The sequence below is a fragment of the Kitasatospora sp. NPDC057198 genome, assembly GCF_042670125.1.
In the GTDB taxonomy this organism is placed as follows: Bacteria; Actinomycetota; Actinomycetes; order Streptomycetales; family Streptomycetaceae; genus Kitasatospora.
Genome location: NZ_JBHUWH010000043.1, coordinates 1 through 22,072, shown reverse-complemented (window position 1 = coordinate 22,072; position 22,072 = coordinate 1). Strand labels below are relative to the sequence as shown.

The window sequence follows — 22,072 nt, the reverse complement described above, 5'->3', positions numbered from 1 at the left end:
AGGGGCGCGCGATGCGACGGGCGACGGGAGCGATGCTCGGGCTGGCGATCGGCGACGCGCTGGGCAAGCGCACCGAGTTCCTCACCCTCGACGAGATCCGGCTGCTCAGCCCCGACTGGCGGCGGCTCCCGCTCCCCAAGCAGGCCCAGGTCACCGACGACACCCAGATGACCCTGGCCCTCGCCCGCGCCCTGCGCGACACCCTCGCCGAGGGCCCGCTCACCCCCGAGCGCCTCGAACCGCCGCTGCGCGCGGAGTTCCTGGACTGGTGGCGCTCCCCGGAGAACGACCGCGCGCCCGGCATGACCTGCCTGCGCTCCTGCTCCCGGCTCTCCACCGGCCGGCCCTGGCAGGCGGCCAGCGACATCGGCTCCAAGGGCTGCGGCGCGAACATGCGGGTCGCCCCGCTCGGCCTGGTCCGCGAACTGACCGACCGCCAGGTGGCCGGCGCCGCCCAGCTGCAGTCCGGCCTCACCCACGGCCACCCCACCGCGCTCGCCGCCAGCGAACTCACCGCCTTCACCGTCCGCCGGCTCGCCCGGGGCACCGACCCCGCCGAACTCCCCGCCCGGCTGCGCGCCCACGCCCACGAACAGCGCACCCGCTACGACGGGCTCTGGCTCGGCGACCTCGCCTCCCGGGACCACTTCGGCTCCCCGGAGGAGTTCATCGCCCGCGGCTGGGACGAGTGCCTGCTCGCCCTCGACCGGCTCGACGCCGCGCTCGCGGCGGGGGACGTCGACGCCGACCCGTGCGAGCGCACCGGCGCCGGCTGGGTCGCCGAAGAAGCCTTCGCCAGCGCGCTGCTGTGCTTCCTGCTGCTGCCCGACGACCCGGTCGCCGCGGTCCGCCGCGCGGCGGTCTCCTCCGGCGACTCCGACTCCCTCGCCTGCCTGGCCGGCGCCTTCGCCGGCGCCCACCACGGTGCGGACGCCTGGCCGCGGGAGTGGACCGACCGGATCGAGTACCGCGAGGAGCTGCTCGCCTTCGGTGCGCTCTGGGACTGACAGCGGGAGAGAAACCGCGCATTCAGGGGCTCGGGGAACGGCGAGGCCGTGGCTGCTGGCGGTTCACTGCCGTTGCGCGCGTGAGCTTCTGGTTCTGTTCACGGCACGCAGCAGCACGGACTTTCCGATGGGCTCCGGCCACCAGCAGCACGGACCCGCCGTTCCCCGGGCCCCTGGCGGGGCCCACCAGCAGCTCGGACCCGCCGTTCCCCGGGCCCCTGACGGGGCTGCTCTCTGTCAGGGGTAGCGCGCGTCCAGGGCGGCGCGGTCGCCGAGGGTGAACGCGGTGACCAGGTCGTCGGCCACCTGGAGGATCACCTCGCGGCCCTCGACCAGCGCGCACCAGTCGGCGGGGAGGCCGGACAGGCCGTACAGCGCGCCCACCAGGTTGCCGCACACCGCGCCGGTGGAGTCGCTGTCGCCCGAGTGGTTGACCGACAGCACGAGGGCCTCCCGGGCGTCCGCGCCGACCAGGGCCGCGTACACGGCGACGGCCAGGCACTCCTCGGCGATCCAGCCGAGGCCGACCCGCTCCACCGCCTCCGCGCTGCCCGGCCCCTCCGCGGCGATCCGCACCGCCCGGCGCAGGGCGTCGCCGGTCTCCCGGCCGTGGGGCTGCGCGTCGAGCCGGGCGAGCACCGCGTCGAGCGCCGGGCGTAGCGGCGTCCCGGCCGCGACCAGGGCGATCAGGGCCGCGAAGGCGCCGGCCGCGAGGTAGCCGGTGGGGTGGCCGTGGGTCAGCTGTGCGGCCACGGCGGCCTGCTGGAACGCCTGCCGCGGGTCCAGCCCGACCAGGCCGAACGGCGCCGAGCGCATCACGGTGCCGCAGCCCTTGGAGTGCGGGTTCACCGGGCCGTCCTGGCCGAGCGGGGCGGCGGGCCGGTAGTCGGTGGCCACGCCGGTGGTGCAGGCGTTGCCGGGGGCCCGCGAGGCGTACAGGAAGTCCTGGGCGGCCAGCCAGCCGTCCGGGTTGCTGAGGGGGCCGGGCAGCCGCTGGGTGAGGAACCAGCGCCGGTAGGCGGCGTGCAGGTCCTCCGGGCGGCCGCCGCGCAGCAGGCCCTCCGCGGTGAACAGGGTCATCTGGGTGTCGTCGGTGACCTGCCCGCCGCGGTCGGCGGCGGCCAGGTCGGTCAGTCCGGCCGGCCCGTACTCGGCCCGGATCAGCTCCAGGCGCCGGAACTCGACCGGCCAGCCCAGGGCGTCGCCCACCGCCCCGCCGAGCAGCGCGCCCCGTACCCGTTCCGTGAAGTCCACCGGTGTTCCCCCGTCCAGAGCCGACGCCAGGTCAGCGTTCGATGCGTCCCGAGCCGCGGTGCAGCGAGGCCCGGTCGGCGGCGGCCCGGCCCTCGGCCCAGCCCTCGCCGTCGCTCACCCGCACCCGCTGCGACACGAGCTTGGGGAACATCCTGCCAACCGCGTCGTCGACGGCCTCCGCCCGGGCCGCCAGTACGGGCAGCAGGCCGCCCGCGGGGACGGCCGGCAGCGCCTCGCCGCCGCCGTCCGGACCGCCCGTGCGCCCCGCCGCCGCGTCCTCGGCGGCCTGCTCGGTGGCCCGCTCGGTGGCGTCCGCCAGCCGCTCCCGGATCCGTGCCGCGTACGCGACCAGGAACGACTGCCGGAACGCCTTGGTCCGGGCCGCGCCGTCCTTGTGCTTGCGGCTGCCCGCCCGGTGCATCGCCGAGGTCGCCTGCACCAGCAGCGAGGTGTAGAGCAGCTCGACCGCGTCCAGGTCGGCGTCGAAGCCGATCACCGTGCAGAACCCGAACTCCTTCGCCCACACCACCCGGCACCGGTTCGCCGCCGCCACCGCGTCCAGCAGCATCGTCTTCGGGCCCTCGTACGGGTTGTCCACGCCGATCCGGACCGCCGCCGGGTCGTCCGCCGACCGGCCGCCGCCCGCCGCCAGCAGCGCCTCGTCGATCGAGTGCCGGGCCATCAGCTCCTGCGCCTTCGCGGTCAGCGCCTCCGCCTCGTCCGGGAACCCGGTCGACTCGGCCTTCGCCAGCAGCGCCCGGATCCGGCCCAGCATCCGCGGCTCGTCCGCGCGCGGCGCCGCCGACCCCGCCCGCGGCGCGGCCTGCCCGGGTGCCGGGCCCACCGGCTGGACGGGCGGCAGCAGCGCCCAGGCCCGCAGCAGCTCCAGCGCCGCCGTGGCCAGCGCGAACCGGTCCAGCCGGTGCCGGGCCGCGAACTCCGGCAGGTACGCCTCGTCGGACGGCCACCACGGGTGCGCGTCCAACTCCCGCAACTGCTCCCGCCAGCGCCGGTCCAGCGCTGCCGCGGGGTGCCGCCGGCCCTCCGCGGCGATCAGGTCCGCCGCCAGCGCGACCTGCACCGGGCCCAGCTCCCGCCGGGCCACCCGCACCAGGTCCGCGGGCTGCCACCCGGCCGCCCAGCAGCGGGCCACCGCCCGCTCCGCGGCCCCGAGCAGCGCCCGGCTCACCGCGGGCCACCGCTCCACCGAGGCCGCCAGCAGCGAGGCGGCCCCGTCCACCACGTACTCCAGCCCCCCGGCCGGCGCACCGGCCACCCGGGCCACCGCCTCCGCCACCAGCTCGTCCACGGGCTGATCGGTGCTGGCCACGGCGGTTCCTGCTTCCTGCGGGGGAGGGGGAGGGGACGCCCTCCATGATGCCGGAGCCTTGGGCAGACGAAGGGGAACGATCCAGGGGCTCGGGGAACGGCGAGTCCGTGCTGCTGGTGGCCGGAGCCCATCGGAGGTTCGTGCTGCTGCGTGTCTTGAACGGAACCGGAAGCCGATGCGCGCTCCGGCAGTGCACCGTCAGCAGACTGGGCCTCGCCGTTCCCCGAGCCCCTGAAGGTGCTCTCCCGAGCCCCTGGATTCGCGCTCTCCCGTCAGCGCTCGATCACCTTGGCGAGGATCTCCGGCGCCCGCCCGACCAGCCGCCCCGAGGCCAGCCAGATCCCCAGCAGTGCCAGGCCCGCCCCGTAGAGCACGCCGGCCGGGAGCACCGGCCAGGCCGGGTGGTGGCCCGGCAGCAGGAGGCCGAGCAGCGCGCCCACCGGGAGGCAGAGCACCGCCACGCCGATCATCGAGCCGAAGGCGTTCAGCATCACCGCGCCGTTCTGCCCGGGGGCCGCGTTGCGCATCGGGTTGCCGTCGGCGGGCAGCGCGTACGGCGCGTGCACGCTGATCACGCAGCCCAGGCCGACCGCGGCGCCGAGCACCGCCAGCGCCAGCCCGAGCGCCGGGGCGAGCCCGGCCCAGTCGCCGGTGAGGGCGGCCACCGCCGGGCCGAACAGCAGCAGCACCGGCACCGCGTACGCCAGGATCGCCAGTACCCGGCCGCGCAGTTCGTCCCGGGCGTCCCGGCGGGTGGACAGGGTCGCGGCGATCATCCAGAACCCGGAGCCGTCCATCCCGAACAGGTTGCCGGCCTGGAGGCCGAGCATCAGGCCGCCGATCGCGATCACGTACGTGCTGCCCCAGCCCTGCACCACGGACAGCGCCGAGAACACCGCCGTCATGCCGATGCCGGTGAACACCGCGACCTTCGCCCGCGGCTCGCGCCAGGCGTAGCGCAGGTGCCGCTGGGCGACGGCGCCGACCCGGCCGGCCGGGAGCAGCCGCCACAGGCCCCCGGTCCGGGCCGGGGCGGCGCTCGGGCGCTCCAGCAGCGTCGAGGAGTCGCCGCTCACCATCAGCTCCCGCAGGCTGCGCAGCCACCAGCGCAGCAGCCCCGCGAGCAGGGCGCCGGTCAGCAGCAGCTGCCCGGCGGCGAGCAGGTAGGCGCCCTCCCCGGCCGAGCGCACCGCGTCGATCGCCGCCACCGGCGGGATCCAGCGCACCACCGAGGCGTACGGGTGCAGCACCGACAGGTCGAGGCCGCGGTCCGAGCCGTTCAGCGTGCTCTGCAGGCCGAGGTTCCCGGCCTGGACCAGCACCGCGAACAGCAGGCCGCCGAAGACCGCGAAGTCCTTGCCGCGCCGGCTGGACAGCATCCGGGCGTTGCCCGCGCCGACCGCCCGGAGCAGCGCGATCAGGGTGAGCAGGGTCAGCGGCACCGCGAGCACCGCCACCGCCGCGGAGGCCGGTCCGCGCCCGGCCGCCGCCGCGGCGCCGGTCAGCAGCAGCACGTTGATCAGCGGTCCGGGCCCGATCAGCCCGCCCAGCAGGGTGCCGCGCAGCAGGGCGGACGGCCGCAGCGGCAGCATGGTCAGCCGGGTCGGGTCGGCGCTCTCGTCGCTGGAGAAGAAGAACAGCGGCATCGCCGCCCAGGCCGCGGTCAGCCCGGCGACCAGCACCGCGGCGGCGTCGGCCGCCCCGGCCCGGCCGTGCAGCGCGATCAGCCCGGCGGCCCCGCCCAGCCCGAACAGCAGCCCGACGACCAGGCCGAGGACGTACCCGGCGGCCAGCCCGGGGGAGCGCCGCAGCCCGTTGCGCAGCAGCCGGACCTTGAGCGCGACGAGGGCCCGGACGACCGCCCGGTCGTCGGCGGCGGTGCTCACCGGTGCCCTCCGCCCAGCCAGTCGAGGGCCGGCCCGTCGTCCCCGCGGACGCCGACCAGCCCGAGGAACGCCTGGTGCAGGGACGCCCCGCCGCGCACCTCGTCGATCGGCCCGGCGGCGACCACCTGCCCGGCGTTGACCACGGCGACCCAGTCGCACAGCGACTCCACCAGCTCCATCACGTGGCTGGAGAACACCACGGTCGAGCCGGAGGCGGCGTACCTGGTCAGCACCCCGCGGATGGTCTGCGCGGAGACCGGGTCGACGCCCTCGAACGGCTCGTCCAGGAACAGCACGTCCGGGTTGTGCAGCAGCGCGGCGGCCAGGCCGATCTTCTTGCGCATGCCGGTGGAGTAGTCGGCGACCAGCTTGTCGGCGGCGCCGACCAGGTCGAGCACGGCCAGCAGCTCCTCGGCCCGCCGGTCGGTCTCCGGGCCGGCCAGGCCGCGCAACCGCCCGTTGAAGCGCAGCAGTTCGCGCCCGCTGAGCCGTTCGAACATCCGCAGCCCCTCGGGCAGGATGCCGATCCGGGCCTTCACCGCGACCGGGTCCCGCCAGACGTCCGCGCCGTGCACCAGGACCGTCCCCCGGTCGGGCCGCAGCAGGCCGGTGACCATCGACAGGGTGGTGGTCTTGCCGGCCCCGTTCGGGCCGACCAGTCCGATGAACGACCCGGCGGGCAGGTCCAGGCTCAGTCCGGCGACGGCGGTCTGCGCGCCGAAGCGCTTCCACAGGTCGCGGATCGAGACGGCGGGCGGCGGGGCGGTCGCCTCCATGGCGGGTGGCCTCCTTGTCGGGGCGGTCCGGGCGGGTGCCGCTGCGACCCTATGGTCATTCCTCCACCCGCACACCCCCCGTCCGGCGGTGCGCCGCCCTTCTCCGTCCGGAATCGGCAACTACCCGGCCGCTCCGTTCGTCCTGCATGCTGGGAGCGCACGCGCAGCGCGGGGAACGGGAGGTGGTCGCGGGTGGCAGGCCAATGGGGGTCGCCGGCGCCGTACGGGCAGCAGCCCTGGCAGCCGGGGTCGACACCGCAGTCCGCGATGCGGGCCGCCAACTCCGACCGCGAACGCACCATCGACGTGCTGCGGGCCGCCTTCGCCGAGGGCCGGCTGACCGCCGCCGAGTACGAGCAGCGGATGGGCGCCGCCCACCAGGCCGCCACCTACGGGCAGTTGGCCTCGCTGGTGGCCGACCTGCCGTCCGGCCCGATGGTGCAGCCGTTCGGCGCGCCCGCTCCGGTGGTGCCGCAGACGTTCATGCCGGTCTTCGTCCCGCCGCCGCCCGCCCGCAACAACGGCCTGGCGGTGGCCTCCGCGACGCTGGGCTGCCTGACCGTGCTCACCCTCGGCCTGACCGGGCTGCCCGCCGCGGTCACCGGCCACATGGCGCGCAACCGGATCCGCGCCACCGGCGAGGACGGCGACGGCCTGGCGGTGCTGGGCCTGGTGCTGGGCTGGCTGTCGGTGGCCGGCTGGGTGCTGTTCGTCCTGCTCGCCGTGCTGACGTCGCCCTCGTCGGGCTGACCGCCCCGCGCGGCGACCCGCTCCCGTGCCGTGCCGGGCGGCGTGCCCTACCGGACGCGCCCCATTTGTTTTGACCGCCGCCTGTGCGCTAGGTACGCTCTGACCTTGTGCCTGGGGTGTGCCCGGGTCCTTGTGCGTGCCAGCAGATCGGCCGCCGCAGCGGAGACTCCACCCGCTCGGTGCGCGCCGTAGCCGCAGCGCAGCTCATGGGATTCCGCGATTCTTCCCCCGAAGAAGGCCAACACACCCGACCGCGTGGGTCGGAGGGTGCGGGCCATACCGCAGGTTAGTTCCACCAAGCCTTGGCACACAGAAAACGGAGAAACGGTGCCTACGATCCAGCAGCTGGTCCGAAAGGGCCGGCAGGACAAGGTCGAGAAGAACAAGACGCCCGCACTGAAGGGTTCGCCCCAGCGCCGCGGCGTCTGCACGCGTGTGTACACGACCACCCCGAAGAAGCCGAACTCGGCTCTCCGCAAGGTCGCCCGTGTGCGCCTCACCAGCGGGATCGAGGTCACCGCCTACATTCCGGGCGAGGGCCACAACCTGCAGGAGCACTCCATCGTGCTGGTCCGCGGTGGCCGTGTGAAGGACCTTCCTGGTGTCCGCTACAAGATCATCCGCGGCTCCCTCGACACCCAGGGTGTCAAGAACCGCAAGCAGGCCCGCAGCCGCTACGGCGCCAAGAAGGAGAAGTAAGAATGCCTCGTAAGGGCCCCGCCCCGAAGCGCCCGGTCATCATCGACCCGGTCTACGGCTCCCCGCTGGTGACCTCGCTGGTCAACAAGATCCTGCTGCACGGCAAGCGCTCCACCGCCGAGCGGATCGTCTACGGCGCCCTCGAGGGCGTCCGCGAGAAGACCGGTGCCGACCCGGTGGTCGCGCTCAAGCGCGCCCTGGAGAACGTCAAGCCGACCCTCGAGGTCAAGTCCCGCCGCGTCGGTGGCGCCACCTACCAGGTGCCGGTCGAGGTCCGTCCGGGCCGCGCCAACACCCTGGCGCTGCGCTGGCTGGTCGGTTACTCCCGCGCCCGTCGCGAGAAGACCATGACCGAGCGCCTGCTCAACGAGATCCTCGACGCCAGCAACGGCCTGGGCGCTTCCGTGAAGCGTCGCGAGGACACCCACAAGATGGCCGAGTCCAACAAGGCCTTCGCGCACTACCGCTGGTAGTCCGAACCCCGTCACTAGACAGAGAGAGAACGAGCCACCATGGCTGCAACCTCCCTTGACCTCGCCAAGGTCCGCAACATCGGGATCATGGCGCACATCGACGCGGGCAAGACCACCACCACCGAGCGGATCCTGTTCTACACCGGTGTCTCGTACAAGATCGGTGAGGTCCACGACGGCGCTGCCACGATGGACTGGATGGAGCAGGAGCAGGAGCGCGGCATCACCATCACGTCGGCCGCGACGACCTGTCACTGGACCCTCGACGGCGTCGACAACACCATCAACATCATCGACACCCCGGGCCACGTCGACTTCACCGTCGAGGTGGAGCGCTCGCTGCGCGTGCTCGACGGTGGCGTGACGGTGTTCGACGGCGTCGCCGGTGTCGAGCCCCAGTCCGAGACCGTGTGGCGGCAGGCTGACCGCTACGGCGTCCCGCGCATCTGCTTCATCAACAAGCTGGACCGCACGGGCGCCAACTTCTTCTTCTGCGTGCAGACCATCGTGGACCGCCTCGGCGCCACCCCGCTGGTCATGCAGCTGCCGATCGGCGCCGAGGCCGACTTCACCGGCGTCGTCGACCTGGTGAAGATGAAGGCCCTGGTCTACTCGGCCGACGCGCCCAAGGGCGAGATGTACGACACCGTCGACATCCCGGCCGACCTCGCCGAGCAGGCCGCGGAGTACCGCGAGGCCCTGATCGACACCGTGTCGAACGTCAGCGACGAGGTGATGGAGCTCGCCCTGGAGGGCGAGGACATCCCCGAGGAGCTGCTGGTCGCCGCGATCCGCAAGGGCACGCTGAACTCGGACTTCACCCCGATCTTCTGCGGCTCGGCCTTCAAGAACAAGGGCGTCCAGCCCCTGCTCGACGCGGTTGTGAAGTACCTGCCGTCGCCCCTCGACATCGAGGGCATCGAGGGCACCAAGCCGAACAACCCCGACGAGAAGATCGTCCGCCAGGCTTCGGACGACGAGCCGCTCGCCGCGCTCGCGTTCAAGATCATGTCGGACCCGCACCTGGGCAAGCTCACCTTCGTCCGCGTGTACTCCGGCCGCCTGGAGTCCGGCACCTCGGTGCTGAACTCCGTCAAGGGCAAGAAGGAGCGCATCGGCAAGATCTACCGCATGCACGCGAACAAGCGTGAGGAGATCGACTCGGTGGGCGCCGGCGACATCATCGCCGTGATGGGCCTCAAGCAGACCACCACCGGTGAGACGCTGTCCGACGAGAAGAACCCGGTCATCCTGGAGTCCATGGACTTCCCGGCCCCGGTCATCCGCGTCGCGATCGAGCCCAAGTCCAAGGGCGACCAGGAGAAGCTGGGTGTCGCCATCCAGCGCCTGGCCGAGGAGGACCCGTCCTTCCAGGTCAACACCGACGAGGAGACCGGCCAGACGATCATCGCCGGCATGGGCGAGCTGCACCTCGAGGTGCTGGTCGACCGCATGCGCCGCGAGTTCAAGGTCGAGGCCAACGTCGGCAAGCCGCAGGTGGCGTACCGCGAGACGATCCGCAAGGCCGTCGAGCGCATCGACTACACGCACAAGAAGCAGACCGGTGGTTCCGGCCAGTTCGCGAAGATCCAGATCGCGATCGAGCCGCTGGAGTCCGGCGAGGGCTACGAGTTCGTGAACAAGGTCACCGGTGGCCGCGTTCCGAAGGAGTACATCCCCTCGGTCGACGCCGGTTGCCAGGAGGCCATGGAGTTCGGCGTGCTCGCCGGCTACCCGCTCCAGGGCGTCCGCGTCAGCCTGCTCGACGGTGCGTCGCACGACGTCGACTCGTCCGAGCTGGCGTTCAAGATCGCCGGTTCCATGGCGTTCAAGGAAGGTGCCAAGAAGGCGTCGCCGGCTCTGCTCGAGCCGATGATGGCCGTCGAGGTCACCACCCCCGAGGACTACATGGGCGACGTGATCGGCGACATCAACTCCCGCCGTGGCCAGATCCGGGCCATGGAGGAGCGTCACGGCGCCCGCGTCGTCAAGGCGCTGGTGCCGCTCTCCGAGATGTTCGGCTACGTCGGTGACCTGCGCAGCAAGACCTCTGGTCGCGCGAGCTACTCGATGCAGTTCGACTCGTACGCCGAGGTTCCGCGGAACGTGGCGGACGACATCATCGCCAAGGCCAAGGGCGAGTGACGTCCCGGTAATCGGGATGAACCAGACCCTTTAGGCTAGAAGGAGGGCACCCGGACGCTTGCCCGTCCGGGTTCCGCCCGGGAGCCCTCCGGCACCCCCACCCGCGGGACGGCAACGGGGCGCGACACCAGCGCCCCGTGCCAACAACCCGATCCAGACCAACTGACGTCGTACGGCGTACAGAACTGTCCTCAGGAGGACTGCAGTGGCGAAGGCGAAGTTCGAGCGGACGAAGCCCCACGTCAACATCGGCACCATCGGTCACATCGACCACGGTAAGACCACGCTGACCGCGGCCATCACCAAGGTGCTGCACGACGCGTACCCGGACATCAACCCCTTCACGCCGTTCGACCAGATCGACAAGGCGCCGGAGGAGCGTCAGCGCGGTATCACCATCTCCATCGCGCACGTCGAGTACCAGACCGAGGCGCGTCACTACGCCCACGTCGACTGCCCGGGTCACGCGGACTACATCAAGAACATGATCACCGGTGCGGCCCAGATGGACGGTGCGATCCTCGTCGTCGCCGCCACCGACGGCCCGATGCCGCAGACCAAGGAGCACGTCCTCCTGGCCCGCCAGGTCGGCGTCCCCTACATCGTCGTCGCCCTGAACAAGGCCGACATGGTGGACGACGAGGAGATCCTGGAGCTCGTCGAGCTCGAGGTCCGCGAGCTCCTCTCCGAGTACGAGTTCCCGGGCGACGACCTGCCGGTCGTCCGCGTCTCGGCGCTGAAGGCGCTCGAGGGCGACAAGGAGTGGGGCGAGAAGCTCCTCGGCCTGATGCACGCCGTCGACGAGGCCATCCCGACCCCGGCCCGCCTCACCGACCAGCCGTTCCTGATGCCGATCGAGGACGTCTTCACGATCACCGGTCGTGGCACCGTCGTCACCGGCCGCATCGAGCGCGGCATCCTCAAGGTCAACGAGACCGTCGACATCATCGGCATCAAGACCACCAAGACCACCACCACGGTCACCGGTATCGAGATGTTCCGCAAGCTGCTCGACGAGGGCCAGGCCGGTGAGAACGTCGGTCTGCTGCTCCGCGGCATCAAGCGCGAGGACGTCGAGCGCGGCCAGGTCATCATCAAGCCGGGTTCGGTCACCCCGCACACCGACTTCGAGGCCCAGGCGTACATCCTGTCGAAGGACGAGGGTGGCCGTCACACCCCCTTCTTCAACAACTACCGCCCGCAGTTCTACTTCCGCACCACCGACGTGACCGGCGTCGTGACCCTCCCCGAGGGCACCGAGATGGTCATGCCGGGCGACAACACCGCCATGACCGTCGCGCTGATCCAGCCCGTCGCCATGGAGGAGGGCCTGAAGTTCGCCATCCGTGAGGGTGGCCGCACCGTCGGCGCCGGCCAGGTCACCAAGATCGTCAAGTAATCGACGACCTGACCCCCGGTCAACTCCCGGGCCCGGCCCACTCCCTTGCGGGAGTGGGCCGGGCCTTCGGCGTTTTTTCCGGCGGGGAGAGGTTTGGCGGGCGCGCGGCGGGTGTGACGTGCACCCCAGCGGGTGAACCCGATTGGCGTATCGCCCGCGTTCTGTGGCAGGATGTCTGAGTTGCTCGGTTGAGTACCGATGCTGCGCGCCTCCCGCCGGGAGGACCGGAAGCGAGTCCCACGTACTCGTCGTTCCCGTGAATGGCCGTCCATGTGCCCACGTGCTGTGTGTGGGTGCAGTGGTGTGTAAGCGACACCGCGGCAGCTGCGGGGCGAAAGTACGGGAATCTTCCGGGAAGCGTGTGCGGGGTACCGGCCCGGCTCCACTCCACTCAGCAGTTCGAAACCGACGAGATCGTTTTCGCCGGTTTTTTGCAAGCGCAAGGGCGACACGCCCGAGCGCGGGGGTCGGAGAGGTAGTCGTGCAGCAACGGACGACACAAAGGACTACGAAGTAGCCATGGCGGGACAGAAGATCCGCATCCGGCTCAAGGCCTACGACCACGAGGTCATCGACTCCTCGGCGAAGAAGATCGTCGAGACGGTGATCCGTACTGGTGCGCAGGTCGCGGGCCCGGTGCCGCTGCCCACTGAGAAGAACGTTTACTGCGTCATCCGCTCGCCGCACAAGTACAAGGACTCGCGCGAGCACTTCGAGATGCGCACTCACAAGCGTCTGATCGACATCCTCGACCCCACGCCGAAGACGGTTGACTCGCTGATGCGTCTCGACCTGCCGGCCGGCGTCGACATCGAGATCAAGCTCTGAGAGGCGCACCGAAGATGGCTAAGCAGATTAAGGGCATCCTGGGCGAGAAGCTCGGCATGACCCAGGTCTGGGACGAGAACAACCGGGTCGTCCCGGTGACCGTCGTCAAGGCCGGGCCCAATGTCGTGACCCAGGTCCACACCGCCGACAGCCCGGCCGGCTACGACGCCGTCCAGATCGGCTTCGGCGAGATCGACCCCCGCAAGGTGAACAAGCCCCTCCAGGGCCACTTCGCCAAGGCCGGTGTCACCCCCCGCCGCCACCTGGTCGAGCTCCGTACCGCGGACGCGTCCGAGTACACCCTGGGCCAGGAGATCACCGCCGAGCTGTTCGAGGCGGGTGTCAAGGTCGACGTGACCGGCACCTCCAAGGGCAAGGGCTTCGCCGGTGTCATGAAGCGTCACAACTTCAAGGGCCTCGGCGCCGGCCACGGCACCCAGCGCAAGCACCGCTCGCCCGGCTCGATCGGTGGCTGCGCCACCCCGGGTCGCGTGTTCAAGGGCATGCGCATGGCGGGTCGGATGGGTCACGAGCGCGTGACCACCCAGAACCTGACCGTGCACGCGGTCGACGCGGAGAAGGGTCTGCTGCTCATCAAGGGCGCGATCCCGGGTCCGAACGGCGGCCTCGTCCTCGTCCGCACCGCGGCGAAGGGGCTGTGAAGGATATGAGCACCATTGACATCCTGTCGCCGGCCGGCGACAAGGCCGGCAGCCTCGAGCTGCCCGCCGAGATCTTCGACGCCAAGGTCAGCGTTCCGCTGATGCACCAGGTGGTCGTGGCGCAGCTCGCCGCCGCCCGCCAGGGCACCCACAAGGTCAAGCGTCGTGGCGAGGTCCGCGGTGGCGGCAAGAAGCCGTACCGCCAGAAGGGCACCGGTCGCGCCCGCCAGGGCTCGACCCGCGCGCCGCAGTTCGCCGGTGGTGGCGTCGTGCACGGTCCCGTGCCGCGCGACTACTCGCAGCGGACCCCGAAGAAGATGATCGCCGCCGCCCTGCGCAGCGCGCTCACCGACCGGGCTCGTCACGAGCGCATCCACGTCGTCACCGGCGTGACCGCGACCGAGGCTCCGTCGACCAAGGCCGCCAAGGTCCTGTTCGGCAAGATCTCCGAGCGCAAGAACCTCCTCCTGGTGGTCGAGCGCGAGGACGAGCTGGGCATCCTGTCCGCTCGCAACCTGCCGAACGTGCACATCCTGGACGCCGGCCAGCTGAACACCTACGACGTGCTCGTCTCCGACGATGTGGTCTTCACCCAGGCCGCCTTCGAGCGTTTCGTGGCCGGTCCGGCCGCGTCCGCCAAGGCCGTTGCTGCTGAGGGCGAGCTCGAAGGGACTGCCGCCTGATGAGCGAGATCACCTCCAAGACGTTCACGGACCCCCGTGACGTCCTGATCAAGCCGGTTATCTCGGAGAAGAGCTACTCGCTCCTCGACGAGAACAAGTACACGTTCGTCGTGGCTCCCGGTGCCAACAAGACCCAGATCAAGCAGGCCGTCGAGTCGGTCTTCTCGGTCAAGGTCGAGGCCGTGAACACGCTGAACCGCCAGGGCAAGCGCAAGCGCTCCCGCACCGGTTTCGGCAAGCGCAAGGACACCAAGCGCGCGATCGTGACGCTGGCCGAGGGCAACCGCATCGACATCTTCGGTGGTCCGGTCTCCTGACGTTGCGTCAGGGACTGCGATCGTCGTAAAGGACGAGGACAGAAATGGGTATCCGCAAGTACAAGCCGACTACGCCGGGCCGCCGCGGCTCCAGCGTGGCCGACTTCGTCGAAATCACGCGGTCCACGCCGGAGAAGTCGCTGGTTCGCCCGCTGCACAGCAAGGGCGGCCGTAACAACGCCGGTCGTATCACCGCTCGCCACCAGGGTGGCGGTCACAAGCGCGCCTACCGCGTGATCGACTTCCGTCGTCACGACAAGGACGGCGTGCCGGCGAAGGTCGCTCACATCGAGTACGACCCGAACCGCACCGCGCGCATCGCGCTCCTGCACTACGCGGACGGCGAGAAGCGCTACATCATCGCCCCCCGCGGCATCGCGCAGGGTGACCGGGTCGAGAACGGCGCCGGCGCCGACATCAAGCCCGGCAACAACCTGCCGCTCCGCAACATCCCGGTCGGTACCACCATCCACGCGGTGGAGCTCCGTCCCGGCGGTGGCGCCAAGCTGGCCCGTTCCGCGGGTTCCGGCATTCAGCTGCTCGCCCGTGAGGGCCGCATGGCGCACCTGCGCATGCCCTCCGGTGAGATCCGCCTGGTCGACGCGCGCTGCCGCGCGACCGTCGGCGAGGTCGGCAACGCCGAGCAGTCGAACATCAACTGGGGCAAGGCCGGCCGTATGCGCTGGAAGGGCGTCCGCCCGACCGTGCGTGGTGTGGCCATGAACCCGATCGACCACCCGCACGGTGGTGGTGAGGGTAAGACCTCCGGTGGTCGCCACCCGGTCTCGCCGTGGGGCAAGCCCGAGGGCCGGACCCGTCGCCCGAACAAGGCGTCGGACTCCCTCATCGTGCGCCGCCGCAAGACCAACAAGAAGCGCTAGGAGCAGGTCAGATGCCGCGCAGTCTCAAGAAGGGCCCCTTCATCGACGACCACCTTCAGAAGAAGGTGGACGTGCAGAACGAGGCGGGCACGCAGAACGTCATCAAGACCTGGTCCCGTCGTTCCGTGATCTCCCCGGCCATGCTCGGCCACACGATCGCGGTTCACGATGGCCGCAAGCACGTCCCGGTGTTCGTCACCGAGTCGATGGTCGGCCACAAGCTCGGCGAGTTCGCTCCCACGCGCACCTTCAAGGGGCACGTGAAGGAAGACCGCAAGTCGAAGCGTCGCTAGTCGCGATTTGCTCCGCGAGCTGTAGCGCCAGAACGACAAAGTGACTTACTCCATTAAGGGGACAACCATGGAAGCCAGGGCCCAGGCGCGGTACATCCGCGTCACGCCCATGAAGGCCCGCCGCGTGGTGGACCTCATCCGTGGCCTGCCGGCCACGGAGGCCCAGGCGGTCCTGCGTTTCGCTCCGCAGGCTGCCACTGTGCCGGTCGGCAAGGTGCTGAACAGCGCCATCGCCAACGCGTCGCACAACTACAACCACTCCAACGTGGACGACCTCTACATCTCCGAGGCGTACGTTGACGAGGGTCCGACCCTGAAGCGGTTCCGTCCGCGCGCCCAGGGCCGTGCCTACCGGATCCGCAAGCGGACCAGCCACATCACCGTGGTCGTCAGCAGCAAGGAAGGGACCCGGTAATGGGCCAGAAGGTTAACCCGCACGGGTTCCGCCTCGGCATCAGCACGGACTTCAAGTCCCGCTGGTACGCCGACAAGCTGTACAAGGACTACGTCAAGGAAGACGTCGCCATCCGGCGTCTCATGACGCAGGGCATGGAGCGCGCCGGCATCTCGAAGGTGGAGATCGAGCGCACCCGTGACCGGGTCCGCGTGGACATCCACACCGCTCGTCCGGGCATCGTGATCGGCCGCCGTGGCACGGAGGCCGACAAGATCCGCGGCAAGCTGGAGAAGCTGACCGGCAAGCAGGTCCAGCTGAACATCCTCGAGGTCCGCAACCCCGAGATGGACGCCCAGCTCGTGGCGCAGGGCGTCGCGGAGCAGTTGTCCTCCCGCGTCTCCTTCCGTCGCGCCATGCGCAAGAGCATGCAGTCGACCATGAAGGCCGGCGCCAAGGGCATCAAGGTCCAGTGCTCCGGTCGTCTCGGCGGCGCCGAGATGAGCCGTTCGGAGTTCTACCGCGAGGGCCGTGTGCCGCTGCACACCCTGCGCGCGAACGTCGACTACGGCTTCTTCGAGGCCAAGACCACCTTCGGCCGCATCGGCGTGAAGGTCTGGATCTACAAGGGCGACGTCAAGAACATCGCCGAGGTCCGCGCTGAGAACGCCGCTGCCCGCTCCGGCAACCGCCCGGCCCGTCCCGAGGGCGGTCGTCCCGCCCGCGGTGGCGAGCGCGGTGGCCGTGGTGGCGAGCGCGGTGGCCGTGGCCGTCGTCCCGCCGCTGCCGAGGCCCAGGCCCCGGCCGCCGCGGTGGAGGCTCCGGCTGCCGCTGAGAACACCGGAACGGAGGCCTGACCGCAATGCTGATCCCCCGTCGGGTCAAGCACCGCAAGCAGCACCACCCGAAGCGCCGCGGCGCGGCCAAGGGTGGCACCGAGCTGGCGTTCGGCCAGTTCGGCATCCAGGCCGTGACCCCGGCCTACGTGACGAACCGTCAGATCGAGTCCGCTCGTATCGCGATCACCCGTCACATCCGTCGTGGCGGCAAGGTCTGGATCAACATCTACCCGGACCGCCCGCTCACCAAGAAGCCGGCCGAGACCCGCATGGGTTCCGGTAAGGGTTCGCCGGAGTGGTGGATCGCGAACGTGCACCCGGGTCGGGTCATGTTCGAACTGTCGTACCCGAACGAGAAGATTGCTCGCGAGGCGCTCACCCGTGCCGCGCACAAGCTTCCGATGAAGTGCCGGATCGTTCGGCGCGAGGACGGTGAGAGCTGATGTCGGCCGCTACCAAGGCTGCTGAGCTTCGCGAACTGGACAACGAGGCCCTCGTTGCCAAGCTCCGTGAGGCCAAGGAGGAGCTGTTCAACCTCCGCTTCCAGGCGGCGACCGGGCAGCTCGACAACCACGGACGGCTCCGGCTGGTCCGTAAGGACATCGCGCGGATCTACACCCTGATGCGCGAGCGCGAGCTGGGCATCGAGACGGTGGAGAACGCCTGATGACTGAGAACACCAACGAGACGCGCGGTTTCCGCAAGACCCGTGAGGGTCTCGTCGTCAGCGACAAGATGGACAAGACCGTCGTCGTCGCCGTCGAGGACCGCGTCAAGCACGCGCTGTACGGCAAGGTCATCCGCCGTACCAACAAGCTGAAGGCGCACGACGAGCAGAACGCGTGCGGTGTCGGCGACCGTGTCCTCCTGATGGAGACCCGGCCGCTGTCCGCGACGAAGCGCTGGCGCGTCGTCGAGATCCTCGAGAAGGCCAAGTAACAAGGTTGTTCGCGGTACGGCCGTATGTGCACCGGGCCCCCAGGGGCGCGGGTGTGAGCAGCGGCCGGCCCGTCAACACTTGTTGACGATCAGGAGAAAGCTGTGATCCAGCAGGAGTCGCGACTGCGCGTCGCCGACAACACGGGTGCCAAGGAGATTCTCTGCATCCGCGTTCTCGGTGGCTCCGGTCGCCGCTACGCCGGTATCGGGGACGTCATCGTCGCCACCGTCAAGGACGCGATCCCCGGCGGTTCGGTGAAGAAGGGCGACGTCGTCAAGTGCGTCGTCGTTCGCACCGTCAAGGAGCGCCGCCGTCCGGACGGTTCGTACATCCGCTTCGACGAGAACGCCGCCGTGGTTCTCAAGAACACCGATGGCGACCCCCGCGGTACCCGCATCTTCGGCCCGGTGGGCCGCGAGCTGCGCGACAAGAAGTTCATGAAGATCATCTCGCTGGCGCCGGAGGTGCTCTAACCCATGGCGAACAGCATGAAGATCAAGAAGGGTGACCTGGTCCAGGTCATCACCGGCAAGGACAAGGGCAAGCAGGGCAAGGTCATCCAGGCCATCCCCGCTGACAACAAGGTCCTGGTCGAGGGTGTCAACCGGGTCAAGAAGCACACCAAGCCGGGCCCCGGCACCCAGGGTGGCATCGTGACCGTCGAGGCCCCGGTGCACGTCTCCAACGTCCAGCTGGTCGTGGAGAAGGACGGCAAGAAGGTCGTCACCCGCGTCGGCTACCGCTTTGACGACCAGGGCAACAAGATCCGCGTTGCCAAGCGGACCGGTGAGGACATCTGATGTCTGAGACGACTGTTGAGAAGGTGACCCCCCGCCTCAAGGAGAAGTACCTCTCCGAGGTCAAGGGTCAGCTGCACGAGCAGTTCTCGTACGAGAACGTCATGCTGATCCCCGGCCTGGTCAAGGTCGTGGTCAACATGGGTGTCGGCGAGGCCGCCCGTGACAGCAAGCTGATCGAGGGTGCCATCAAGGACCTGACCGCGATCACCGGTCAGAAGCCGGCCGTCACCAAGGCCCGCAAGTCCATCGCGCAGTTCAAGCTGCGCGAGGGCCAGCCGATCGGTGCCCACGTCACCCTCCGTGGTGACCGCATGTGGGAGTTCGTGGACCGTCTGGTGTCGCTGGCGCTGCCGCGTATCCGTGACTTCCGCGGCCTCTCGCCCAAGCAGTTCGACGGCCGTGGCAACTACACCTTCGGTCTGACCGAGCAGGTCATGTTCCACGAGATCGACCAGGACAAGGTCGACCGTCAGCGCGGTATGGACATCACCGTCGTGACCACCGCTCAGACCGACGATGAGGGCCGGGCGCTCCTGCGCGCTCTGGGCTTCCCGTTCAAGGAGGCGTGAGCCATGGCGAAGAAGGCCCTGATCGCTAAGTCCGAGCGCAAGCCGAAGTTCGGCGTCCGGGCGTACACCCGGTGCCAGCGCTGCGGCCGTCCGCACTCGGTGTACCGCAAGTTCGGCCTGTGCCGTGTCTGCCTCCGTGAGATGGCGCACCGCGGCGAGCTGCCGGGCGTGACCAAGAGCTCCTGGTAGTCCTTACCGGCTGTTCTGACATCGGCGAGTAGCGTGCCCGACCTCGACGCTTTTGGGTTCCCGCGAGGGATCCCGTAAGGTGTTGGGGTCGGGCCCCTGCTGCGGCATCCCCTTCGGGCGAGCCGCGGCCTTCCTGTGAAGGTCCGCAACACCCAGTCTTACTACGTCGCAGGTCCCCTGCGCTTGTGCCCCTTTCGCACTCTTCCGAGTGCGCGGAGGGGGACCTGGCGCGGAGAAACCACGGCGGGAGAGGCCTGAGGCCACCATGACCATGACCGACCCCATCGCAGACATGCTCACGCGTCTGCGTAACGCGAACTCGGCGTACCACGACTCCGTGGCGATGCCGGCCAGCAAGATCAAGGCGCACGTCGCCGAGATCCTGCAGCAGGAGGGGTACATCTCCTCCTACAAGGTTGAGGAGCCCGTCGAGGGCGAGGTCGGCAAGAAGCTGACCATCGAGCTCAAGTTCGGCCCCAACCGCGAGCGTTCCATCGCCGGCATCAAGCGCATCAGCAAGCCGGGTCTGCGTGTGTACGCAAAGTCCACCAACCTGCCGAAGGTGCTCGGCGGCCTGGGCGTGGCGATCATCTCCACGTCCTCCGGCCTCCTGACCGACAAGCAGGCCGCCAAGAAGGGCGTAGGCGGAGAAGTTCTCGCCTACGTCTGGTAATTCGGGAAACGGAGGTACAGCAATGTCGCGCATTGGACGGCTGCCCATCCAGGTTCCCGCTGGTGTGGACGTCACCATCGACGGCCAGACGGTCACGGTGAAGGGCCCCAAGGGCTCGCTCACCCACGTCGTCGCCGCGCCGATCGAGATCGGCAAGGGCGAGGACGGCACGCTGCTCGTCACCCGCCCGAACGACGAGCGTCAGTCGAAGGCCCTGCACGGCCTGTCGCGCACGCTGGTGGCGAACATGATCACCGGCGTGACCGCGGGCTACCGCAAGTCGCTGGAGATCAGCGGCGTCGGCTACCGAGTCACGGCGAAGGGCTCCGACATGGAGTTCGCGCTGGGCTACAGCCACCCGATCCTGGTCACCGCGCCGGAGGGGATCTCCTTCGTCGTCGAGACGCCCACCAAGTTCCACGTGGACGGCACCGACAAGCAGAAGGTCGGCGAGATCGCCGCGAAGATCCGCAAGCTGCGCAAGCCCGACCCGTACAAGGCCAAGGGCGTCAAGTACGCGGGCGAGGTCATCCGCCGCAAGGTCGGAAAGAGTGGTAAGTAAGCGATGAGCGTCTCTGTCAAGATCGGCAAGGGCAACGCCTACAAGAACGCCGCCCGCAAGCGCCGCGCCATTCGCGTTCGCAAGCGCGTCGTCGGCACCGAGGTGCGTCCGCGCCTCGTCGTGACGCGTTCGAACCGCCACATGGTCGCCCAGGTCATCGACGACGCCAAGGGTCACACCCTGGCGTCGGCGTCCACCCTCGACGTGTCCATCAAGGGCACCGAGGGCGACAAGACCGAGCTGGCCAAGAAGGTCGGAAGCCTGGTCGCCGAGCGCGCCAAGGCCGCCGGCGTCGAGTCGGTCGTCTTCGACCGCGCGGGCAACCGGTACGCCGGCCGCATCGCCGCCCTGGCGGACGCGGCCCGCGAGTCCGGGCTCGACTTCTAAGCCGCTCGTCGACTCTGTCGGCGGACGTAAACGAGAGAGGTAATTCCAATGGCTGGACCCCAGCGCCGCGGTAGCGGCGCCGGCGGCGGCACCGGTGGCGAGCGGCGCGACCGTAAGCGTGACGAGCGGGGCGGCGCCCCGGTCGCCGAGAAGACCGCTTACGTCGAGCGCGTCGTCGCGATCAACCGTGTCGCCAAGGTTGTCAAGGGTGGTCGTCGTTTCAGCTTCACCGCGCTGGTCGTGGTGGGCGACGGTGACGGCACCGTGGGTGTCGGTTACGGCAAGGCGAAGGAGGTTCCGGCCGCCATCGCCAAGGGCGTTGAGGAGGCCAAGAAGAACTTCTTCAAGGTCCCCCGTATCCAGGGCACCATCCCGCACCCCATCCAGGGCGAGAAGGCCGCCGGCGTCGTGCTGCTGAAGCCGGCGTCCCCCGGTACCGGTGTCATCGCCGGTGGCCCGGTGCGTGCCGTCCTCGAGTGCGCCGGCGTTCACGACATCCTGTCGAAGTCGCTCGGCTCGGACAACGCGATCAACATCGTGCACGCCACCGTGGCCGCTCTGAAGGGCCTCGTGCGCCCCGAGGAGATCGCCGCCCGTCGTGGCCTGCCCCTGGAGGACGTGGCCCCGGCCGCGCTGCTCCGGGCCCGTGCGGCTGGGGTGAGCGCCTGATGGCTCGCCTGAAGGTCACCCAGACCAAGTCGTACATCGGTAGCAAGCAGAACCACCGTGACACCCTCCGTTCGCTCGGCCTCAAGCGGCTGAACGACACCGTGGTGAAGGAGGACCGCCCGGAGATCCGCGGCATGGTCCACACCGTTCGCCACCTGGTCACGGTCGAGGAGGTGGACTGATCATGTCGGACTCGCCGATCAAGCTCCACAACCTGAAGCCCGCCCCGGGCGCCAAGAAGGACAAGATCCGCGTTGGTCGCGGTGAGGGCTCCAAGGGCAAGACTGCAGGTCGTGGTACCAAGGGCACCAAGGCCCGCTACCAGGTTCCGCAGCGCTTCGAGGGTGGCCAGATGCCCCTCCACATGCGCCTGCCGAAGCTGAAGGGCTTCAAGAACCCGGCCCACAAGCAGTTCCAGGTCGTGAACCTGGACAAGCTGGCCGAGCTCTACCCGAACGGTGGCGAGGTCACCGTGGCCGGTCTGATCGAGAAGGGCGCCGTTCGCAAGAACGAGCTCGTCAAGGTCCTCGGCCAGGGCGACATCGCGGTGGCGCTGCAGGTGACGGTCGACGCCGTCTCCGGCCCCGCCGCCGAGAAGATCACCGCGGCCGGCGGTTCGGTCACCGAACTGCTCTGACGCCGTCGATCCGACGCACGGACAGACACC

31 protein-coding genes are annotated in these 22,072 nt (G+C 69.8%); 27 read left to right on the top strand and 4 right to left on the bottom strand.

Annotation, left to right across the window (positions count from 1 at the left end; genetic code table 11):
- Nucleotides 1–11 precede the first annotated feature (11 nt).
- Nucleotides 12–1,007, top strand: a complete 996-nt coding sequence (locus tag ACFUEL_RS07905) for an ADP-ribosylglycohydrolase family protein (RefSeq protein ID WP_380235163.1) — start codon at nt 12–14, stop codon at nt 1,005–1,007.
- Nucleotides 1,008–1,244: 237 nt separating this feature from the next.
- Here the strand turns inward: ACFUEL_RS07905 and ACFUEL_RS07900 are convergent, their stop codons facing one another.
- The 4 genes from ACFUEL_RS07900 to ACFUEL_RS07885 form a co-directional block, all read right to left on the bottom strand.
- On the bottom strand, nt 1,245–2,261 hold the full coding sequence (locus ACFUEL_RS07900; protein WP_380235162.1) for an ADP-ribosylglycohydrolase family protein: 1,017 nt from the start codon (nt 2,259–2,261) through the stop codon (nt 1,245–1,247).
- 31 nt (nt 2,262–2,292) lie between these two features.
- On the bottom strand, nt 2,293–3,591 hold the full coding sequence (locus ACFUEL_RS07895; RefSeq protein ID WP_380235161.1) for a DUF2786 domain-containing protein: 1,299 nt from the start codon (nt 3,589–3,591) through the stop codon (nt 2,293–2,295).
- A 272-nt stretch (nt 3,592–3,863) separates the two neighbouring features.
- Nucleotides 3,864–5,477 (bottom strand): transporter, encoded by a 1,614-nt coding sequence (locus ACFUEL_RS07890; RefSeq protein ID WP_380235160.1) that lies wholly within the window; start codon nt 5,475–5,477, stop codon nt 3,864–3,866.
- Nucleotides 5,474–6,253: an ABC transporter ATP-binding protein gene (locus tag ACFUEL_RS07885; protein WP_380235159.1), complete on the bottom strand. Its 780-nt coding sequence runs from the start codon at nt 6,251–6,253 to the stop codon at nt 5,474–5,476. Before ACFUEL_RS07885 ends, ACFUEL_RS07890 begins: the two co-directional genes overlap by 4 nt.
- A gap of 192 nt (nt 6,254–6,445) precedes the next feature.
- Here ACFUEL_RS07885 and ACFUEL_RS07880 point away from each other — a divergent pair, with 192 nt between their 5' ends.
- The 26 genes from ACFUEL_RS07880 to rplO all read left to right on the top strand — a co-directional run bounded on the left by ACFUEL_RS07880 (nt 6,446) and on the right by rplO (nt 22,042).
- The gene (locus tag ACFUEL_RS07880; RefSeq protein ID WP_380235158.1) at nt 6,446–7,003 is read left to right on the top strand and encodes a DUF1707 and DUF4190 domain-containing protein; all 558 of its coding nucleotides are present in this window, start codon (nt 6,446–6,448) and stop codon (nt 7,001–7,003) included.
- A gap of 327 nt (nt 7,004–7,330) precedes the next feature.
- The gene (gene rpsL, locus ACFUEL_RS07875) at nt 7,331–7,702 is read left to right on the top strand and encodes a 30S ribosomal protein S12 (protein WP_014144289.1); all 372 of its coding nucleotides are present in this window, start codon (nt 7,331–7,333) and stop codon (nt 7,700–7,702) included.
- 2 nt (nt 7,703–7,704) lie between these two features.
- Nucleotides 7,705–8,175 carry a 30S ribosomal protein S7 gene (rpsG, locus tag ACFUEL_RS07870; protein WP_030457432.1) on the top strand — a complete coding sequence of 157 codons (471 nt, stop codon included), beginning with the start codon at nt 7,705–7,707 and terminating at the stop codon, nt 8,173–8,175.
- A 39-nt stretch (nt 8,176–8,214) separates the two neighbouring features.
- A complete protein-coding gene (fusA, locus tag ACFUEL_RS07865) occupies nt 8,215–10,320 on the top strand; it encodes an elongation factor G (RefSeq protein WP_380235157.1) in 2,106 nt (701 codons plus the stop codon).
- Between the two features lie 205 nt (nt 10,321–10,525).
- Nucleotides 10,526–11,719 carry an elongation factor Tu gene (gene tuf / locus ACFUEL_RS07860; RefSeq protein WP_030457430.1) on the top strand — a complete coding sequence of 398 codons (1,194 nt, stop codon included), beginning with the start codon at nt 10,526–10,528 and terminating at the stop codon, nt 11,717–11,719.
- A 519-nt stretch (nt 11,720–12,238) separates the two neighbouring features.
- Nucleotides 12,239–12,547 carry a 30S ribosomal protein S10 gene (gene rpsJ, locus ACFUEL_RS07855; protein ID WP_012785157.1) on the top strand — a complete coding sequence of 103 codons (309 nt, stop codon included), beginning with the start codon at nt 12,239–12,241 and terminating at the stop codon, nt 12,545–12,547.
- A 14-nt stretch (nt 12,548–12,561) separates the two neighbouring features.
- Complete coding sequence (gene rplC / locus ACFUEL_RS07850) at nt 12,562–13,209, top strand: 50S ribosomal protein L3 (protein WP_014136287.1); 648 nt, start codon at nt 12,562–12,564, stop codon at nt 13,207–13,209.
- A gap of 5 nt (nt 13,210–13,214) precedes the next feature.
- Nucleotides 13,215–13,892 carry a 50S ribosomal protein L4 gene (gene rplD / locus ACFUEL_RS07845; RefSeq protein ID WP_014136286.1) on the top strand — a complete coding sequence of 226 codons (678 nt, stop codon included), beginning with the start codon at nt 13,215–13,217 and terminating at the stop codon, nt 13,890–13,892.
- Complete coding sequence (rplW, locus tag ACFUEL_RS07840) at nt 13,892–14,209, top strand: 50S ribosomal protein L23 (protein ID WP_043914590.1); 318 nt, start codon at nt 13,892–13,894, stop codon at nt 14,207–14,209. The genes rplD and rplW overlap by 1 nt, the downstream gene beginning before the upstream one ends.
- A 44-nt stretch (nt 14,210–14,253) precedes the next feature.
- On the top strand, nt 14,254–15,090 hold the full coding sequence (gene rplB, locus ACFUEL_RS07835) for a 50S ribosomal protein L2 (protein WP_344552032.1): 837 nt from the start codon (nt 14,254–14,256) through the stop codon (nt 15,088–15,090).
- Nucleotides 15,091–15,101: 11 nt separating this feature from the next.
- Nucleotides 15,102–15,383 (top strand): 30S ribosomal protein S19, encoded by a 282-nt coding sequence (gene rpsS / locus ACFUEL_RS07830; protein WP_014136283.1) that lies wholly within the window; start codon nt 15,102–15,104, stop codon nt 15,381–15,383.
- Nucleotides 15,384–15,450: 67 nt separating this feature from the next.
- Nucleotides 15,451–15,798 carry a 50S ribosomal protein L22 gene (rplV, locus tag ACFUEL_RS07825; RefSeq protein WP_033250909.1) on the top strand — a complete coding sequence of 116 codons (348 nt, stop codon included), beginning with the start codon at nt 15,451–15,453 and terminating at the stop codon, nt 15,796–15,798.
- Nucleotides 15,798–16,634, top strand: a complete 837-nt coding sequence (gene rpsC, locus ACFUEL_RS07820; protein WP_100837833.1) for a 30S ribosomal protein S3 — start codon at nt 15,798–15,800, stop codon at nt 16,632–16,634. The genes rplV and rpsC overlap by 1 nt, the downstream gene beginning before the upstream one ends.
- A 5-nt stretch (nt 16,635–16,639) precedes the next feature.
- Entirely contained in the window at nt 16,640–17,059 is a 420-nt protein-coding gene (gene rplP / locus ACFUEL_RS07815) for a 50S ribosomal protein L16 (protein ID WP_030457415.1), read from the top strand.
- Nucleotides 17,059–17,283: a 50S ribosomal protein L29 gene (gene rpmC / locus ACFUEL_RS07810; protein WP_030457414.1), complete on the top strand. Its 225-nt coding sequence runs from the start codon at nt 17,059–17,061 to the stop codon at nt 17,281–17,283. The genes rplP and rpmC overlap by 1 nt, the downstream gene beginning before the upstream one ends.
- Entirely contained in the window at nt 17,283–17,555 is a 273-nt protein-coding gene (gene rpsQ / locus ACFUEL_RS07805; RefSeq protein ID WP_014136278.1) for a 30S ribosomal protein S17, read from the top strand. Before rpmC ends, rpsQ begins: the two co-directional genes overlap by 1 nt.
- 102 nt (nt 17,556–17,657) lie before the next feature.
- Complete coding sequence (gene rplN, locus ACFUEL_RS07800; protein ID WP_030300391.1) at nt 17,658–18,029, top strand: 50S ribosomal protein L14; 372 nt, start codon at nt 17,658–17,660, stop codon at nt 18,027–18,029.
- A gap of 15 nt (nt 18,030–18,044) precedes the next feature.
- Nucleotides 18,045–18,356, top strand: a complete 312-nt coding sequence (gene rplX / locus ACFUEL_RS07795; RefSeq protein ID WP_030457413.1) for a 50S ribosomal protein L24 — start codon at nt 18,045–18,047, stop codon at nt 18,354–18,356.
- Entirely contained in the window at nt 18,356–18,925 is a 570-nt protein-coding gene (gene rplE / locus ACFUEL_RS07790) for a 50S ribosomal protein L5 (protein ID WP_030457412.1), read from the top strand. The genes rplX and rplE overlap by 1 nt, the downstream gene beginning before the upstream one ends.
- 3 nt (nt 18,926–18,928) lie before the next feature.
- The gene (locus ACFUEL_RS07785) at nt 18,929–19,114 is read left to right on the top strand and encodes a type Z 30S ribosomal protein S14 (protein WP_008747480.1); all 186 of its coding nucleotides are present in this window, start codon (nt 18,929–18,931) and stop codon (nt 19,112–19,114) included.
- A 265-nt stretch (nt 19,115–19,379) separates the two neighbouring features.
- Entirely contained in the window at nt 19,380–19,787 is a 408-nt protein-coding gene (gene rpsH / locus ACFUEL_RS07780; protein ID WP_030055831.1) for a 30S ribosomal protein S8, read from the top strand.
- 22 nt (nt 19,788–19,809) lie between these two features.
- A complete protein-coding gene (gene rplF / locus ACFUEL_RS07775; RefSeq protein ID WP_033250911.1) occupies nt 19,810–20,349 on the top strand; it encodes a 50S ribosomal protein L6 in 540 nt (179 codons plus the stop codon).
- A gap of 3 nt (nt 20,350–20,352) precedes the next feature.
- A complete protein-coding gene (rplR, locus tag ACFUEL_RS07770; RefSeq protein WP_014136272.1) occupies nt 20,353–20,736 on the top strand; it encodes a 50S ribosomal protein L18 in 384 nt (127 codons plus the stop codon).
- 48 nt (nt 20,737–20,784) lie between these two features.
- Entirely contained in the window at nt 20,785–21,405 is a 621-nt protein-coding gene (gene rpsE / locus ACFUEL_RS07765; protein ID WP_030457410.1) for a 30S ribosomal protein S5, read from the top strand.
- Nucleotides 21,405–21,587 (top strand): 50S ribosomal protein L30, encoded by a 183-nt coding sequence (gene rpmD / locus ACFUEL_RS07760; protein WP_014136270.1) that lies wholly within the window; start codon nt 21,405–21,407, stop codon nt 21,585–21,587. Before rpsE ends, rpmD begins: the two co-directional genes overlap by 1 nt.
- A gap of 2 nt (nt 21,588–21,589) precedes the next feature.
- On the top strand, nt 21,590–22,042 hold the full coding sequence (gene rplO / locus ACFUEL_RS07755) for a 50S ribosomal protein L15 (RefSeq protein WP_380235156.1): 453 nt from the start codon (nt 21,590–21,592) through the stop codon (nt 22,040–22,042).
- Nucleotides 22,043–22,072: the final 30 nt, after the last annotated feature.